At 69.1% G+C, this 15497-nt stretch carries 15 protein-coding genes, 1 tRNA gene and 1 pseudogene; 6 read left to right on the top strand and 11 right to left on the bottom strand.

The features are described from left to right. Positions 1 to 57: 57 nt before the first annotated feature. The 4 genes from ypfJ to V1227_RS27295 all read right to left on the bottom strand — a co-directional run bounded on the left by ypfJ (position 58) and on the right by V1227_RS27295 (position 4667). Positions 58 to 954 (bottom strand): KPN_02809 family neutral zinc metallopeptidase, encoded by an 897-nt coding sequence (ypfJ, locus tag V1227_RS27310; RefSeq protein ID WP_329788281.1) that lies wholly within the window; start codon positions 952 to 954, stop codon positions 58 to 60. A gap of 573 nt (positions 955 to 1527) precedes the next feature. Further along, complete coding sequence (locus tag V1227_RS27305) at positions 1528 to 2244, bottom strand: hypothetical protein (RefSeq protein ID WP_329788280.1); 717 nt, start codon at positions 2242 to 2244, stop codon at positions 1528 to 1530. Positions 2245 to 2298: 54 nt separating this feature from the next. Then, positions 2299 to 2859, bottom strand: coding sequence for a hypothetical protein (locus V1227_RS27300; protein ID WP_329788279.1), 561 nt, complete (start codon positions 2857 to 2859; stop codon positions 2299 to 2301). A 92-nt stretch (positions 2860 to 2951) separates the two neighbouring features. Continuing rightward, on the bottom strand, positions 2952 to 4667 hold the full coding sequence (locus V1227_RS27295; RefSeq protein ID WP_236215716.1) for a bifunctional metallophosphatase/5'-nucleotidase: 1716 nt from the start codon (positions 4665 to 4667) through the stop codon (positions 2952 to 2954). A gap of 164 nt (positions 4668 to 4831) precedes the next feature. Here V1227_RS27295 and V1227_RS27290 point away from each other — a divergent pair, with 164 nt between their 5' ends. Together V1227_RS27290 and V1227_RS27285 are read left to right on the top strand one after the other, a co-directional pair. Next, complete coding sequence (locus tag V1227_RS27290) at positions 4832 to 5263, top strand: MarR family winged helix-turn-helix transcriptional regulator (protein ID WP_236215814.1); 432 nt, start codon at positions 4832 to 4834, stop codon at positions 5261 to 5263. A 28-nt stretch (positions 5264 to 5291) separates the two neighbouring features. Continuing rightward, positions 5292 to 5376, top strand: a tRNA-Ser gene (locus V1227_RS27285). A gap of 76 nt (positions 5377 to 5452) precedes the next feature. On the opposite strand, the pseudogene V1227_RS27280 reads toward V1227_RS27285, so the two are convergent. From V1227_RS27280 to V1227_RS27270, 3 genes and pseudogenes are all read right to left on the bottom strand, one after another. Next, positions 5453 to 5800: pseudogene (locus V1227_RS27280) on the bottom strand (tyrosine-type recombinase/integrase); the annotation flags it as partial. A 189-nt stretch (positions 5801 to 5989) separates the two neighbouring features. Beyond that, the gene (locus tag V1227_RS27275) at positions 5990 to 6883 is read right to left on the bottom strand and encodes a helix-turn-helix transcriptional regulator (protein ID WP_329788278.1); all 894 of its coding nucleotides are present in this window, start codon (positions 6881 to 6883) and stop codon (positions 5990 to 5992) included. A gap of 56 nt (positions 6884 to 6939) precedes the next feature. Further along, entirely contained in the window at positions 6940 to 7743 is an 804-nt protein-coding gene (locus V1227_RS27270) for an SDR family oxidoreductase (RefSeq protein ID WP_329788277.1), read from the bottom strand. A 308-nt stretch (positions 7744 to 8051) separates the two neighbouring features. On the opposite strand from V1227_RS27270, the gene V1227_RS40710 reads away from it, so the two are divergent. After that, on the top strand, positions 8052 to 8420 hold the full coding sequence (locus tag V1227_RS40710) for a LacI family DNA-binding transcriptional regulator (RefSeq protein ID WP_442916373.1): 369 nt from the start codon (positions 8052 to 8054) through the stop codon (positions 8418 to 8420). 71 nt (positions 8421 to 8491) lie between these two features. On the opposite strand, the gene V1227_RS27265 is transcribed toward V1227_RS40710, so the two are convergent. From V1227_RS27265 to V1227_RS27255, 3 genes are all read right to left on the bottom strand, one after another. After that, a complete protein-coding gene (locus V1227_RS27265) occupies positions 8492 to 9199 on the bottom strand; it encodes a class I SAM-dependent methyltransferase (protein WP_329788276.1) in 708 nt (235 codons plus the stop codon). Positions 9200 to 9357: 158 nt separating this feature from the next. Continuing rightward, the gene (locus V1227_RS27260; protein WP_329788275.1) at positions 9358 to 9762 is read right to left on the bottom strand and encodes a VOC family protein; all 405 of its coding nucleotides are present in this window, start codon (positions 9760 to 9762) and stop codon (positions 9358 to 9360) included. A gap of 11 nt (positions 9763 to 9773) precedes the next feature. Further along, positions 9774 to 10193: a helix-turn-helix transcriptional regulator gene (locus V1227_RS27255; RefSeq protein ID WP_329788274.1), complete on the bottom strand. Its 420-nt coding sequence runs from the start codon at positions 10191 to 10193 to the stop codon at positions 9774 to 9776. 245 nt (positions 10194 to 10438) lie between these two features. Between V1227_RS27255 and V1227_RS27250 the strand changes: the two genes are divergently transcribed. Together V1227_RS27250 and V1227_RS27245 are read left to right on the top strand one after the other, a co-directional pair. After that, positions 10439 to 12673: an SdrD B-like domain-containing protein gene (locus V1227_RS27250; protein WP_329788273.1), complete on the top strand. Its 2235-nt coding sequence runs from the start codon at positions 10439 to 10441 to the stop codon at positions 12671 to 12673. A gap of 88 nt (positions 12674 to 12761) precedes the next feature. After that, positions 12762 to 13511: a sulfite exporter TauE/SafE family protein gene (locus V1227_RS27245; protein WP_329788272.1), complete on the top strand. Its 750-nt coding sequence runs from the start codon at positions 12762 to 12764 to the stop codon at positions 13509 to 13511. Between the two features lie 3 nt (positions 13512 to 13514). On the opposite strand, the gene hisC is transcribed toward V1227_RS27245, so the two are convergent. Continuing rightward, entirely contained in the window at positions 13515 to 14582 is a 1068-nt protein-coding gene (gene hisC / locus V1227_RS27240; RefSeq protein WP_236215707.1) for a histidinol-phosphate transaminase, read from the bottom strand. 76 nt (positions 14583 to 14658) lie between these two features. Between hisC and V1227_RS27235 the strand changes: the two genes are divergently transcribed. Continuing rightward, the gene (locus V1227_RS27235; RefSeq protein WP_329788271.1) at positions 14659 to 15300 is read left to right on the top strand and encodes a dienelactone hydrolase family protein; all 642 of its coding nucleotides are present in this window, start codon (positions 14659 to 14661) and stop codon (positions 15298 to 15300) included. Positions 15301 to 15497 lie beyond the last annotated feature (197 nt).

Below are 15497 nucleotides of genomic sequence, written 5' to 3'. Positions count from 1 at the left end.
TCGCACGAAGAAGGCCGGGTCTCCCTCGGGAGGCCCGGCCTTTCGCTTGAGTGGGTGTCAGCCCAGGTTGTCGGTGTCGAACGTGTTGCAGCGGGCCGGGTCGCCCGTCTGCAGGCCCGTGGTGAACCACTTCTGGCGCTGCGCCGAGCTGCCGTGGCTGAACTGGGTCGTGTCGACCTGGCCGCCGCCGAGCTCGCGCTGGATGAAGTCGTCACCGATGCGCGCCGCCGCGTCGAGCGCCGCGTTCACGTCCTCCTGGGTGATGTTCGTGATGAGCGGCTGGCCGTTGGACGACGGGGTGGTCGTCGCCGCCTTGGCCCAGGCGCCCGCGTAGCAGTCGGCCTGCAGCTCCAGGCGCACCGAGTCGGAGGTGGGGCCGGTGCGGGAGCTGACGCGGTCGGACGTGCCGAGGAGGTTCTGGACGTGGTGGCCGTACTCGTGGGCCAGCACGTAGGCCTCGACGAACGGGCCGCCGGTCGCGCCGAACTTGGTGCGCAGCTCGTTGAAGAAGTCGAGGTCGATGTACACCTGGGAGTCGGCGGGGCAGTAGAACGGGCCCACGGCCGAGGTGGCGTTGCCGCAGCGGGTGTTCACGCTGTTGCGGAAGAAGTTGGTCTTGGTGACCTGGTAGCTGCGGCCGGAGCGGGCGAACTGGTCGGTCCAGAAGGCCTGGATCGAGTTGATCGTCGCCACGACCCGGCAGTCGCTGTCGCGGTTCGCGTCCGCGCCGGTCTTGCACTTCTCGGCCAGCTGGCCGGACTCGACCTGGGTGTTGCCGCCCAGGCCCTCCAGTCCGCCCGCCGGCAGCTGGATGCCGGTGAACTGCTGGAACAGGAAGTAGATGATCAGACCGACCACGCCGAGGCCACCGCCGACACCGGCCACCCGGCCGCCGACGCCCCGCTGGTCCGAGACCTGGGAAAGGTCGAGTCCCGCGCCTTCGTTGAACTGCACCGCATCCTCCTGCCAAGGACCCCCTGGGTGCCGCAAACGATAAAGCACCGAACACACCTTGGTGCGGCGCCCGACGTCGGGGCACCGCACCAAGGCTTTCCCATGTGGTTGTGACGACTACGGCCCACGAAGGTTGGCGTGGCGCTCAGCCGGTGACGCCATGAGGCGACACCGATGCCGAGCTCAACAGCGTCGAAGTGCGCGGAGCGACGCCTGACGGCGCCTGGGCACCCGAAACCTCGTGTCCGTCGCTACACAGTCGCGACCGGACCGTCACGTCCGATCCACTCGCGGGGATGCGACAGACCGCGTTTCGCCACAGCGAGGAGATACCTGCACAGCACCACCTACCCCTTCCGGGCGTGGCCACCGGGCGGTCCACTTCATTCAACTACCGGTTGCCAGCTCGTTGTCGAGCATGCGCTTGATCGTCGTATTTCTCAACACTTCACGGGAAACCTGAATTGGTGAAGTCGGACGGGTGACCTGCGGAGATCGACAGCGCGGACAGCAATCGCCCGGCGGGAGAAACTCCCGCCGGGCGATCTGTGAAAAATGATCGGAATCAGTCGATCAGGCTTTCCCTGCGCGCCTGGCGCCGCGGCGGGCCATCACACCCGCGGTCATCAGGCCGAGGCCCGCGAGGAGGAACTCGAGCGGGTCGGCGCCGGTCCTCGACAGGGCCGGGACCACCGCGGAAGCCCGCTGCGAGGCCTTGTCGCCGGTCTGCGGGGCGCCGGCGCCCGAGTCGTCGCCGGTGTCGCCGCCGCCCTGGTTGCCGTTGCCGGGGTTCTCGTCGCCGGGGTTCTCGCCGGGCTGCTCCGGCTCCGGCTGCTCGGGCTGCTCCGGTTCCGGCTGCGGCTCCTCGGGCGCCCCGGTCCCGCCGCAGTCGCCGCTCGCGGTGCCGAGCACCGCCGCGCCGGTGCCGCAGACCGTCACCGGGGCCTCGACGGAGCCGTTGGCCCGCTTCGGCCCGGTGTCGCCGCAGCTGCCGTTGCCGCCACCGGCGACGCCGACCGCGTTGCCGCACACCGTGACAGGCGCGGAGACGAGGGCCTTGTCGGCCTGGACGCGCTCGGCGGGCTCGTCCTGGCAGGTCGCGTCGCTGCTGCCCAGCACGTTGACCGCGTTGCCGCAGACCTCGACCGGAACGCTCAGCAGGCTGCCGACGCGGACCTCCTCGTCGACGTCGAGCGGCACCGGGACGGCCTGGGCGAAGCCGGCGGTGGCGGCCAGCAGGCCACCGGTCAGCAGAGCGGCGGACATGGTGCGGTTGAGGTTCTTGCGCATGGCTGTTTCTCCCTGGAGTGCGAAGACGGATCCCTGTCTGGCCGTGGGCCGGGATCAGTCCGGGGAGAACGTCGGTTCCTCCGCGCGCACGGAGCGCGGGACGTCGTGTTGTTCCGTGCTGACAAGCGATGTCGTGGTGGTGGGTGGCCGCGTCGCGTGCGGCAGCGTGCCCACCGGGATCTGCGTGCCGGAGGACGTCCCCGCGCCGCTCTGCGGGAGGGTGCCGGGCGTCGGCTGCTCCGCCTGGGGTTGCTCGGGAACGGGCGCCGGGCTCGTGGGCTGCGTGTGGTGCTGCTGTGGCGGCAGTTGTTGTTGCCGGGGCGCCTCGGTCTGCACGGCGGCCTTCACGGCAGGCGGGACGGGTGGCGGAAGTTCCTTCGGCGGTACGGGGTTCTCGACGCGAGGGGTCGGCTTCGGCGGAACGGGCGCTTCCGGCTGTGGCGGTGCGAGCCCCGTCTCGACCTGGAGGCCGACGTCGACGAGGGGGATCTCCAGCTCGACCTCGAGCCGGTCGATCTCGACCCGGACGTCGGCGTTCGCGTGCCCGGTGCCGCCCAGCAGCCAGGCACCGGTCACCAGACCGGCGAGCAGCAGGAGCCGACGCAACCACGACATCGGCCCTCACCCTAGATCAAACGGAGCAACGGAGCACGTAAAAGGCCGCCCCGGCGACCTGGGTCACCGGGGCGGCCTACCGCCGGCCGCCGTTACGGCAGCTGCGTGATGCGGTCGAGCGCCGGCGCGCCCTGGTTCGGGTGCGCCGCCAGGTAGGCGGAGAACGCGTCCAGGTCGATGCCGCCGCCGGTGATGTCCCTGCCCTTGGTGAACTCGCTGAAGCCGTCACCACCGCCCTGCAGGAAGCTGTTGATCGTCACGCGGTAGCTCGCGTTCGGGTCCAGCGGGGCGCCGTTGAGCGTGACGTCGGAGACCTTCGAGCCGAACGCCGCACCCTTCGACCAGGTGTACTTCAGGCCGGACGACGGCTGGAGCACGAACTGGCGGGCAGCGGTGAACTGCTGCTCCAGCACGTTCTTGATCTCCGCGCCGGTCAGCGTGACGGTCTGCAGGATGTTGCCGAACGGCTGCACGGTGAACATCTCGCCGTAGGTCACCACGCCGTTGCCCTCACCCGCGGGCGAGCCGGCGAACGTGAGGTCCGCGCGCACACCGCCGGGGTTCATCAGCGCGAGCACCGCGCCGTTGCCCTTGGTGGCCTCGAGCTGCGAGTCGGCGATCAGGTCGCCGAGCGGCGACTCACCGGCGGCGTTCTGCGCCCGCAGGATGTCCGAGCTGATCGTGCCGACCGGCTTGTTCGCGATCGGGCCGGACTTCTGCTTGGCCAGGTCGATGATCGCCTGCACGGTCGGGTCCGGCGTGACCGTGCGGGTGACGATCTTGTTGTCGGCCTTGGTCTCGCCGCGGATGACGTCGCGCGTGCGGCGGTCGATCTTGAGGTCGACGACGCTGAGCTCACGACCGAACGCGAGACCCTCGATGAACGGCCGCGGGTTGCCCGCCGGGTCCTTGATCACGCAGTTGTAGTGCTGGTGGCTGTGGCCGGAGAAGACCGCGTCGATCTTCGGGCTGACGTTCGTGGCGATGTAGCTGCCGGGGTTGTTGGCGGCGACGTTGCACGCGTTGGGGCCGCCACCGGAGGAGGTGACCTGGTCGCCCTGGTGCACGAGCAGCACGATCGACTTCACGCCGATGGCGTCGAGGAGGTTCGCGTACCTGTTGGCCGCCTTCACCTCGTCACCGAACTGGAGGTCCTTGATGCCGTTGGGGTCGACCAGGATCGGCACGTCCTTGAGCGGCATGCCGATGAAGCCGATCGGCATCCCGTCGCGGATCTCCACCCAGAACGGCGGAAGGGCCGGCAGCCCGGTCTTGGCGTGCGTGACGTTCGCGCCGAGGATCGGGAACTTCGCACCCTCGTACTTCTCGCTGAACTGGCACCCGTCCACCGGGTGGCAGCCACCGCGCTGGATGCGCAGCAGCTCCTGGTAGCCCTCGTCGAACTCGTGGTTGCCCGCCGCGGTCGTGTCCATCCCGACCTTGTTGAGCACCTCGATCGTCGGCTCGTCGTGGAACAGCGCCGACACGATCGGCGAAGCACCGATCAGGTCGCCCTGCCCGACGATGACGGAGTTCTTGACCTCGCTCTGGAGGTTCTTGATGTGCGTGGCGTTGTAAGCGGCGCCACCGGCGTCGACGGTCGTGCCGTCCGGCAGGATGACGCGCCCCGACGACCCGGTGGGCGGCTCGATGTTGCCGTGCAGGTCGTTGATGCCGATCAGGCGCACGTCAACCGTGCCCCGACCGCGCAGTGACTGGACATCGGCCTGGGCAGGCCCGGTAGCGCTGATGACAGTGGCCGCGGCGGCGGTGATCGCCAGAACGGAGAGCCGTCTGAACGAACTCATGGGTGAAGCCTTTCGAAGGCAAGGTTAACGCGCGTGTACGGCGGAGGAGTCTGCCTCGCGAAGGCCGCGTTTTCCAGAGGAATGACAGGATCGTCATCCTGCCGTCTAGCCTTGTTCCCGTGACACCAAGCGAGCAGGAGCCCCGCTGGCTCGACGAGGGCGAGATGCGGGCGTGGCGCACCTACGTGAACGGTTCCTCGATGCTCATGGACCGCCTGCACCGGGAACTGCAGGACACCCACGGAGTGTCACTGGCGGACTACGAGGTCCTCGTCCGCCTCTCCGAACAACCGAACCACCGCATGCGCATGACCCAGCTGGCAGAAGACGTGGCCTCCTCGAAGTCCCGCGTCTCCCACCAGGTCGCCCGCATGGAGAAAGCAGGCCTCGTCACCCGCCGCGAGTGCACGGAGGACGGCCGCGGCGTACTCGCCGAGCTGACCCAGAAGGGCATGTCCCAACTGGTGGAGGCCGCCCCCACCCACCTCCGCGGCGTGCGCACCCACATCGTCGACCTGCTCACCCCCGAGGAGGGCGAGGTGCTGGCCAAGGTGTTCGACCGGGTCATCACACACCTGCGGGAGTCGAACGGCTAGGCTTCTCGGCTGACGCCGGTGGCGTCGGGGAAGCGTGGCAGAGCGGCCGAATGCACCCGCCTTGAAAGCGGGAGACGGGCAACCGTCCGGGGGTTCAAATCCCTCCGCTTCCGCAGTTTGACCAGGACAAACGGGGGTGCCTCACCAGTCGGTGAGGCACCCCCGCTGCGTCCAGTCTCATTTCCAGTCTCATTCGGGTGCCCAGAGGAACCCGTTGAGCCTGCCCGCGACGTCCTGCCGCATGGACTCGGTGACGTGCGTGTACCGCTCCGCCACCTTCGCGTTGGACCAGCCCATGAACTCCTGGACGACCCGCTGCGGCACGTTCAGCAACAGCAGGACCGTCGCCGCGGTGTGGCGTGCGTCGTGCAGGCGAGCGTCCCGTACGCCGGCCTCGGCGAGCAGTGCTTTCCAGTCGTTGTGATCCGCGCGTGGGTCGATCGGCTTTCCGTTGGGCCGCGTGAACATCCAGTCACCGTCGTGCCACTCCGAGCCCGCGGCTTCCCGCTCCTTTGCCTGCACCTCCTCGTGAGCCAGCACCTTTGAACTGGTGATCAAGGCCGTGGCGGGGGCTTCTTCCATGCTTGCGGCACGTGTGAGCGAGTTCGGCGGAGTCGTCAGAACCCCTCGCCCCACAGCGGAGTCCGAAGTGGCGAAGACCATTGGGCGGCGGCAGAGCGCCGGCCACGGGCGTGGTGGGCACGCCGTAGCCGAATTGGTCCGGCATCAGCGAGTGGGCGCCCGCCCCTCTGTCTTCAGCTCCTCCTGACCGGCCGCCCACGATGCCAACAGGGCCAGACCGTCCGCGCTCGCCGTGCCGATCGGCGCTGTGTAGACGTTCAGGAGCAGACCGGGTTCGGCGGACATCTCCATCGACTCGACGTCCATGTCGAGCCGGCCCACCACCGGGTGGTGCACGCTCTTGCGTCCGGACCGGTGGAGCCGGACGTCCTGGGAAGCCCACCGCTGCCGGAACAGCCCGCTGCGCGTCGACAACTCACCGACCAGGGCGATCAGCTCCTCGTCGTGCGGGTTGCGGCCCGCTTCCATGCGCAGCTTCGCGGCCACGTCGCCGGTGATCCGGTCGTAGTCGACGAAGAACGTTCTCGCTGCTTCGGGTTCCAGGTACACGAACCGCGCGGTGTTCGCCGGCCGTCGCGGGTCGGCCAGCACCGGTGAGTAGAGCGCGCGGGCGAGTCGGTTCATGGCCAGGACGTCGTACCGGCCGTTGCAGATCCAAGCCGGTGCGTCTGTGATGGCGTCGAGCACCCGCAGAAGCGCCGGCCGCACCTTCACGGCGGGTCGCTTGCGCTGTGCACCACCCGGCGCCTTGGACTGCCGCGCCAGGTGGAACAGGTGAGCGCGCTCGGCCTCGTCGAGCCGCAGGGCGGAGGCCAGCGCGTCGAGCACACCGTCGGAGGCGCCGGCGAGGCTGCCGCGCTCCATGCGGACGTAGTAGTCGACCGACACCCCGGCCAGCAGAGCCACCTCTTCGCGACGTAGACCTTTGACCCGGCGGTGGGCGCCGTAGGCGGGCAGTCCGGCCAGCTCGGGCGTGAGCCGTGCGCGACGCGAGCTCAGGAACTCCTTGATCTCGGTGCGCAGATCGATCGTGGTCACGACTTCACCGTAGGTCCTGTCCGGAAGCGGAGGGAGGTTCTGCCGGTACCCGGCATTCAGGTGCCCGTCGCGGTCGTCGCAATGCCGCCGTCCACCGGGATGACGGTACCCGTGAGGTAGGACGCCGCCCGGCTGGCGAGGAACACGGCGATACCCGCCATGTCGTCGTCGCGGCCGAGCCGGCGCAGAGGGGCCTTCGCCGCGATCGTGTCGCCGACGGCCTCGAGCGTGGCCGCCATCATCTGCGACGGGAACGGCCCCGGAGCTACCGCGTTCACCGTGACGTGCTGTGGGCCCAGCTCCCTGGCGAGCACCCTGGTGAGTTGGTGCAGTCCCGCTTTGCTGCTGGCGTACGAGTAGTTGGGCGACTCGGCGACGTGGACGGCGGCGATGCTGCCGATGTTGACGACCCGCGCGGGGTCGTCGGCGGTGCCCGCCCTGCGCAGTGCCGGGAGCAGCGCCTGCACCAGCCAGAACGGTGACTTGAGGTTGAGGTCGACCACCGAGTCCCAGGCCTCGGGCGGGAACGTCGCGAGCGGCTCGCGCCACATCGCTCCCGCGTTGTTGACGAGGACGTCCAGGCGTTCCGAGTCGGCCGTGACGAGATTCGCGAGGCGCTGACATTCGTCGTACTTCGACAGGTCGGCGGGGAACGCTCGCACGTCGCCGAATTCGGACAGTCGGTGCTGTGCCTCCGCGCACGCGTCCGCCCTGCGTGAGCTGATGATGACGCGGGCACCGGCCTGCAGAAGGCCACGCGCGATCATCATTCCGATTCCGCCGGTGCCGCCGGTGACGAGTGCGCACTTCCCGCTCAGGTCGAAGAGGTCTGCGTGAGAGGTGAACTGGTTGTCCGCCATTGATGTTCTTCCCTTTGTTGCGAAAGCCGACGCGAACAGGTTGCCGAGTGCCCTCGAAGTCCGGGAGATCCTGGCGGTACAGGTACTGCGAGAGCCTCCTTCGCCGGGAAACCGCCTTGGCCGGCCTCCCTGCAGGGTCTCGTTGCGATGGCATCGGCCAGCCGGGTCCCATCGATCAACGCAACGCGGTGCGCCGATGACGATGCGCAGCAGGGGTCAGGGATGTTCGTCGTGGCGAAACCGTCCGCCAGTCCAGTCGCACCACGGTCTGGTCCGGTGACGATCGCTGACGTCGCCGTGGCCGCCGGGTGTCGAAGCAGACGGTCCCGAACGTGATGAACCACCCGGAGAAGGTGCGCCCGGAGACTCGGGAACGAGTCCAGTGCGCCGTCACGGGCCTCGGGTTCCAGCCGAACCGGGTGGCGCGGGCGCTGCGGTCGAGTTCGGCCGACATGATCGCGTGCCGCATCGAGCCTGTTCGACGGCGTAGCCGGGTTCAGCAAGGCGCGGTTCACGACGCCGTTCCGAACGAGGTCAAACGTTACCTGTCAGGACAGCACTTCCGCGTAGGTCCGTGCAACACGCGACCTCCAGGACCACCTGACCCACCAGTCTCAATGACGGTCTCACACGGACTCGTTCACGAACGTTCAACCATTGCGGTGTCGAGCGTCTGACCAGCCTGAAGAACCTCTGCGAACAAGCCTGGACGGGGCTGTGGAGGACGACCTCCACAGCCCCGTCCGCGTCAGCGGCGCGCCACCGCCAGCAACCGGTGGCTGCCCACCGAGAACGCCTCGCCCGCCACGCCCCCGTGCAGCTCGATCGACGAGAACCCGGCCTCGACGAGCATCCGGGTCAGCTCACCGGCCGTGTAGACGTGCTGCACGCAGGTCGACCGCTGCGTCCGCTCGCCGTCGCTGAAGGTGAAGTCGATCAGCAGCCGGCCCGTGGCCACGTCGTAGGTGTTCACGGCGACCATGTCGACGCCGCCCGCGGACATGCGGATCTCGCCGGGGAGCGAGGGCAGCAGCGACTCGGCCGCGCAGCTGTAGTCGATGACGAGCAGCGGTGCGGCGGTGGCCAGGTCGCGCAGGAACCGCCGCGAGCCCTCGTGGTCGAGGTAGCCGAAGCTGTTGCCCAGGCACAGGGCCAGGTCGGCTTCCACGCCGAACGAGCCCAGCGCCGCCACGTCGCCTTGGCGCCAGTCCAGCGAGGGAGCGAGCGTTCTGGCGTGGGCGATGGCTTCGGCCGAGATGTCGATGCCGGTGACCGTGTAGCCGCGGCCGGCCAGTTCGATGCTGTGCCTGCCGCTGCCGCACGGTGCGTCCAGCACGCGGCGGCCGTCGGTGAGACCGGTCGCGAAGTCGATCTCCGCTGTGGTCTGCGACGGGGGGACGGCGCCGCGCCAGAAGGTGTTGGCGAGATCGGTGAAGAAAGAGGTGTACCAAGTCAAGGTGGTGCTCCTGGTGATCGCGGGAGAAGAACGCGAGGGTCACCGGGTACTGCGAAGGCACCCGGTGTGTCCGGGGCTGCCCATGGCATCGACCTTGTCTCTGAGTACGCCTGAAGGCACCACTGAAGCACGTGGGGCGCGGAAAGCGGAAGCGGTTTTTACTTGCGGGGCGAGGAGAAGCGGATCATGTTGCCGGACGGGTCGCGGAACGCGCAGTCGCGGACGCCGTAGTACTGGTCGACCGGTTCCTGCATGACTTCGGCGCCGGCCGCGCGGACCTGGTCGAACTTCGCGTCGACGTCGGGCACCTCGAAGATGATGCCGAGCAGCGAACCCTTGGCCAGCAACGCTTCCAGCGCTTCGTGGTCGGTCGGCGGGACGGGCGGGCCGATGCGCGACAGGCCGATCTCGACCTCCGGCTGCTCGGCGGGGCCGACGGTGAGCCAGCGGTAGTCGTTCTCGATGGTCTCGTCGGTGCGGACTTCGAGGCCGAGGACGTCGCGGTAGAACTTCAGGGCCGCGTCCTGGTCGTGGACGAAGAGGAACGTGTGCGAGAGCTTCATGGGACGAAACCCTAGGTAGAACGTGCGCGCGTCGCTTCTCGAAACCTGCTCGGTCGCGTCAGGCCCTTCAACTGGCATCCCGGCACGGCGGCCAGCGCGTCGTGCGTCCGTGCGCGGTAGGCGGATGGGGTCTCGCCGACCAGTTCGGTGAACCGGGCGGAGAACGAGCCGAGCGAGGTGCAGCCGACCTGGACGCACACCTCGGTCACGGACAGCGTTCGCAGGCGCAGCAACGCTTTGGCGCGCTCGATGCGCCTCGTCATGAGGTAGCCGTACGGGGTCTCGCCGTACGCTGCGCGGAATCGGCGCGAGAAGTGCGACGGCGACATGAGGGCGGCACGGGCCATCGCGGGCACGTCCAACGGACTCGCGTACTGGCGGTCCATCAGGTCACGTGCCCGGCGCAGGTGCGCGAGGTCCTCGGGCGTCACGCCGACCAGCATGCCAGGCCGCGGACACACCCGTCCCCGCTGTGCTCACGCTTTTCCCGCGAGGTCGGTTGCCCCACCTGGAAGAAAATCTTGAATTGTCATCGGAATTACGTGAACCCACAGATCAGGACCTTTGAATCGCCAAAAAGCTTCGGGGGAGAAGTCCGTTCGCGGTACTTTTCCGAACGTCCGGCGGAGGCGTGCGGGGGCACCTGGCGGACGATCAAGTCATCCGGGGGGAACCGTTGTCCAGCAGATCGCGCCTTGCCGTGCTCAAGAGCGGCGCTGTGGCCGTCGTCGCCGGGCTGTCGTTCAGCACGGCGAGCGTCACGGCGTTCGCTCAGGACGGTTCAACGCCACCAAGCGCCGAGCCCAGCGTCTCCGGCGTCGTCTACGCCGACAAGAACGGCAACGGGCAGCAGGACCCCGGCGAGGCGGTCAAGGACGGCGTGGTCACCGTCGCCCAGGCGAAGACGACCACCGACGCGGACGGCCGGTTCTCCTTCACGGGCCTCGCCCCGGGCGACCACGTCCCGTCCTACGAGCTGCCGGACGGCTGGGTCGCGCACCACGTCCACGCCGGGGGACCGGACAGGATCTCGGTCACCGCCGGCGTCACCGCGGAGGTGGTGGTGCGGGCGGAGCGGCCCTACTCGGAGCAGATCAAGGCGACCGCCACCCTCGACCGCGACAGCTACGAGCACCCGGCGTCCGCGACCGTCGCGGTGGAGCTGACCAACACCGCCGACCGCAGGATCGACGGCATCCAGGCCGTGTGCGACCGCGCGAAGGCCGGCAACGCGCTCGACCTCGAGTTCGACGCGGCCGGCCAGGCGCTTGCGGCCGGGGAACGGCGCACGGTCAAGAGCACGGCGAAGATCCCGCGGGAGGCAGTCAGCGCCGGGAAGTTCACTCTGGACTGCGAGTTCGCGCCGAACGCCGCGTGGAACCGCGACGGCGCGCGGCTGCACGTCGAGAAGCAGGTGACCGGCGGCGTCGGCCCCACGCGGGTGCCCGGCGACCACGAGCCCGCCTCGCTGGAGTACGAGGTGAAGTTCGACAAGCCGCGCTACGAGTCGCACGAGACCGTGCGCGCGGAACTGGTCGTGACGAACACCGGTGGAAAGCCCGCGGAAGGCTTCCGGGTCGACAACGGCACCTATGACGTGGACATCGCCGACGCGCAGTGGGGTGACGCGGACCGGCACGGCCCCGGCGTGCGCATCGCGGGCGGGGAGTCCCGCACGTTCAGCCTGTCGGGCAGGATCCGCCACTTCACCGGCGGCAAGCTGCAGCTGTGGCTGTACTTCAACTACAGCGGCATGCCGAGCGACCATCCGAGTCACGTCAACGCGAGCGCGGAGGTCGTGCAGACCTACGGGGACCTGACCGGCGTCGTCTACGTCGACAGGAACCACAACCGGCAGCAGGACCCGGGCGAGGCCGCCCGGGACGCCGTCGTGGAGATCAACGGCGGCGTGCCCCACGGGTACTTCAAGACCGGGACCGACGCCGAGGGGCGCTACGAGTTCGAGAACATCCCCTCCGGCGACTACACCGCCGGCTACACGCTCGACGGCGGGTGGGTCGTGCACCGCGAGAGCGGTGAGCCGCAGGTCCGCGTGCTCCCGGGGACACCGGGACGCCTCACCGCACGCGCGGAGCGCCCGTACACCGAGGCGCTCAAGGTGACGACCGTGCTCGACAGGCCGGTCTACGCCGTCGGCGACGACGTCCGGATCACCGTCACGCTGACCAACAAGGCCACCTACGCGCTGACCAACGTCCAGGCCGGCTGCGCGAGGTACGAGAACACCTGGCCGGTGCAGGCGAACTGGGGTGAGCTGCACGAACCCGGTCTGACGCTCGCCGCCGGCGAGACGAAGACCGTCGTCGTCTCCGCGAAGGTGCCCGAGGAAGCGCACAGGACCAGCAAGGTGGCCGTGCACTGCGGGTTCGCGCCGTGGGTGAGGTGGAACGAGGACGTCGTCGTCGGCTACGACTGGGCGAGCGTCCCCGGCGGCACCGGCACGGTGCGGGCGCAGTTCGCGCACGACGAGAACCGCGACCTCCGGGCGGATCCCGGCGAACTGCTCCCCGGCGTCCGGGTCCGGCTGATGACCGAGCCCGAGTACGGCGGCGTCGTCGCGGAGGCCGTCACGAACGCCGAAGGGGTCCTGATCTACGACCGGGTGCCCGCCGGCACCTACTGGCTGCAGGTCGACGGGCCGTGGCGGTTCGAGGGCGGGTACACCGGCGAGGTCAGGGCCTCTCCCGAAGGCGACGCCTTCCACCTGGTCTTCGTGGTGCCGGGGGCGCCTCCCGCACTACCGGGCACGGGGGACACCGGAGGCCACGAGGGAGGTGGCGCGCTCGCCAGGACCGGCGCCTCCGTGCTCGGCCTCGGCCTGATCGGTGCGCTGCTCGTGGCCTTCGGCCTCGGCGCCGGAGTGATCGGCCGGCGTCCCAGGACGACCTGACCGGCACCACCCCTGCTGTCAGCAGCGCCACACCTCGCTGGTCCGAACGGAGTGTTAGCGTCGCGAACCATCGGGTAACGGGGGTGGCATGACGGTCTGGGAAGCAATCGCGGTGGTCATCGCGGGTGTGTTCGCCGGCGGCATCAACACCGTCGTCGGCAGCGGCACGCTGGTGACGTTCCCCGTGTTGCTCGCCGTCGGGTACCCGCCCGTGGTCGCGAACGTCTCCAACAGCCTCGGCCTCGTGCCCGGCTCGCTGTCCGGGGCGTGGGGCTACCGCGAGGAGCTCAAGGGGCAGGCGGACCGGGTCAAGCGGTTGCTGCCCGCGTCGATCCTGGGTGGCGTCGTCGGCGCGATCCTGCTCGTCACGCTGCCGGACGAGGCCTTCACCGCGATCGTGCCCGTGCTGATCGTGATCGCGCTGGTCCTCGTGGTGATCCAGCCGTGGCTCAACCGCAAGCTCTCCCACCGGCGCAACGACAACGATGGCGGCGTGCTGCTGTGGTTCGGCGTGTTCGCGGCCGGCATCTACGGCGGCTACTTCGGCGCCGCCCAGGGCGTGCTGGTCATGGGGCTGATGGGCGTGCTCGTCAGCGAGCACCTGCAGCGGCTCAACGCCCTGAAGAACGTGCTCACCGCGTTCGTGAACCTCGTCGCGGGCGTGATGTTCATCTTCATCGCGGACGTGGCGTGGCTGGCCGTGCTGCTGCTGGCCGTCGGGTCGGTCGTCGGTGGCCAGATCGGGGCCAAGATCGGCCGCAAACTCCCACCCGCCGTGCTGCGCGGCGTCATCGTCGTGGTGGGAGTCGCGGCGATCGTTCAGCTGCTCATCAAGTAACCCTCAGACCGTGAACGCGCGGGCGGCGGCCAAGAAGGCGTCGTTCTCCTCCGGCTCACCGATCGTCACGCGGGCGCCCTCGCCCACGAACGCGCGCACCACGACCTTGTGCTCCAGGCAGTGCTCGTTGAACGCGCCCGTGCGCTCGCCCAGCGGCAGCCACACGAAGTTCGCCTGGGTCTCCGGCACGTCGTAGCCCATGGCCAGCAGCTCGCCGCGCACGCGGGTGCGTTCCGCGACGATCCCGCGGCAGCGGACCATCAGCTCGTCCTCGGCGTCCAGCGAGGCCAGGGCGGCCACCTGCGCGAGGGCGTTCACCGAGAACGGCACGTAGACCTTGCGCAGCACGTCCGCGACGACCGGCGGCGCGACCGCGTAGCCGATCCGCAGGCCCGCGAGGCCGTACGCCTTCGAGAACGTCCGCAGCACCGCCACGTTGTTGTGGCCCGCGGCCCACTGCTGCTTCGCGAGCTCGACGCCGTCGGGGACGTGGGCGTCGTCGACGAACTCCTTGTAGGCCTCGTCGAGCACCACGAGAACGTCCCGGGGCACGCGCGCGATGAACGACTCGATCTCGTCGGTGCGCAGCGCGGTGCCGGTCGGGTTGTTCGGGTTGCAGACGAAGACCATCCGGGTGTTCGGCGTGATCGCCGCCAGCATCGCGTCCAGGTCGTGCGTGTGCTCCGAGTTCAACGGCACGCGGATCTGCCGCGCGCCCGCCACGTGCGTGACGATCGGGTAGGCCTCGAAGGACCTCCACGCGAACAGCACCTCGTCGTTCTCGGTGCAGGTGGCCTGGACGAGCTGCTGGCACAGGGTCACCGAGCCGCAGCCGAGCGCCAGGTGGTCCGCCGGCACGCCGAGCTTGTCGGAGAGGCGGGCGGTGAGCTCGGTGCTCCCCGAGTCGGGGTACCTGTTGATGCCGGTGGCCGCGTCGGCGATCGCTTTGACGACGCTCGGCAGCGGTCCGGCGGACACCTCGTTGCTCGCGAGCTTGATGGCGCCGGGGATGGTCCTGCCGGGCACGTAGGACGGCAGGGACGCCAGGTCAGCACGGGTTCGCACGGTCATACGCCCGATCCTCGCATTGCTCCGTCCGATTGGTCACGTTGACTGGAGTTCACCCCGTCGTGGAAGGGTGGGAATCATGACCACTACCCGCATCGAGACGCTTTCCCTCTCCGACGGCCGTGAGCTGCGGGTGACGATCGCCGAACCCGACTCCGCGGTGCGGGGCGGGCTCGTGGTGCTGCACGAGGCACGAGGCATCACCACAGGGGTGCGCACGCTGGTCAGCAGCCTCGCCGACGAGGGCTGGCTCGCGATCGCGCCGCACCTCTACGACGAGGACCGCGTGCACGGTGCCGACATCAAGGACCGGGTCAGCAAGCTCAACGGCGACCGGTTGCTCGCGGACACCGACGTGGCGTTCGTCTGGCTGGGCCAGCAGGGCGTGAGCGCCGACCGCATGGGCGTCGTCGGCTTCGACATCGGCGGCACCGTCGCGATGGTGGTCGCCGCGAGCCGCACCATCGGCGCGGCCGTCACCGTGCAGGCCCCCGGCATCCTCGAGCCGCTCTCCGACGGGCTGCCCGCGCTGGTCGACGTCGCCGCGGACCTCTCCTGCCCGTGGCTCGGGATCTTCCGCGACGAGGACTCGGAAGAAGTGAGCAAGCTTCGTGATGCTGTGATCAGCTCGGAAACCGCGTCAGATCTGGTGCGTTTCAACGTTTCGAGTGACGAAGCGTGGTCTCGTGCGTTGAACTGGTTCGACGCTCACATGAGGTAAGAGTCTTTCCGGCGGATTGGAACCGAACCGTCGTCCAGGTACATCTAAGGAGTGCTTCGGACGGCTGACTGGGTGTAGCGCTGCGTAACGCCCAGTGCTGCGGTGACGAGTTATGCAGTGCAGGGGGTTATGAGGGATGGCTGAAGGCACTGGGACAGGCACCACCACGGGTACGACGACTGGTACGACCGGCACGA

Source organism: Lentzea sp. DG1S-22 (assembly GCF_036321065.1).
Classification (GTDB): domain Bacteria; phylum Actinomycetota; class Actinomycetes; order Mycobacteriales; family Pseudonocardiaceae; genus Lentzea; species Lentzea jiangxiensis.
Note: the sequence above shows the minus strand (reverse complement) of the source record. Positions and strands in the feature narration are given on the sequence as shown.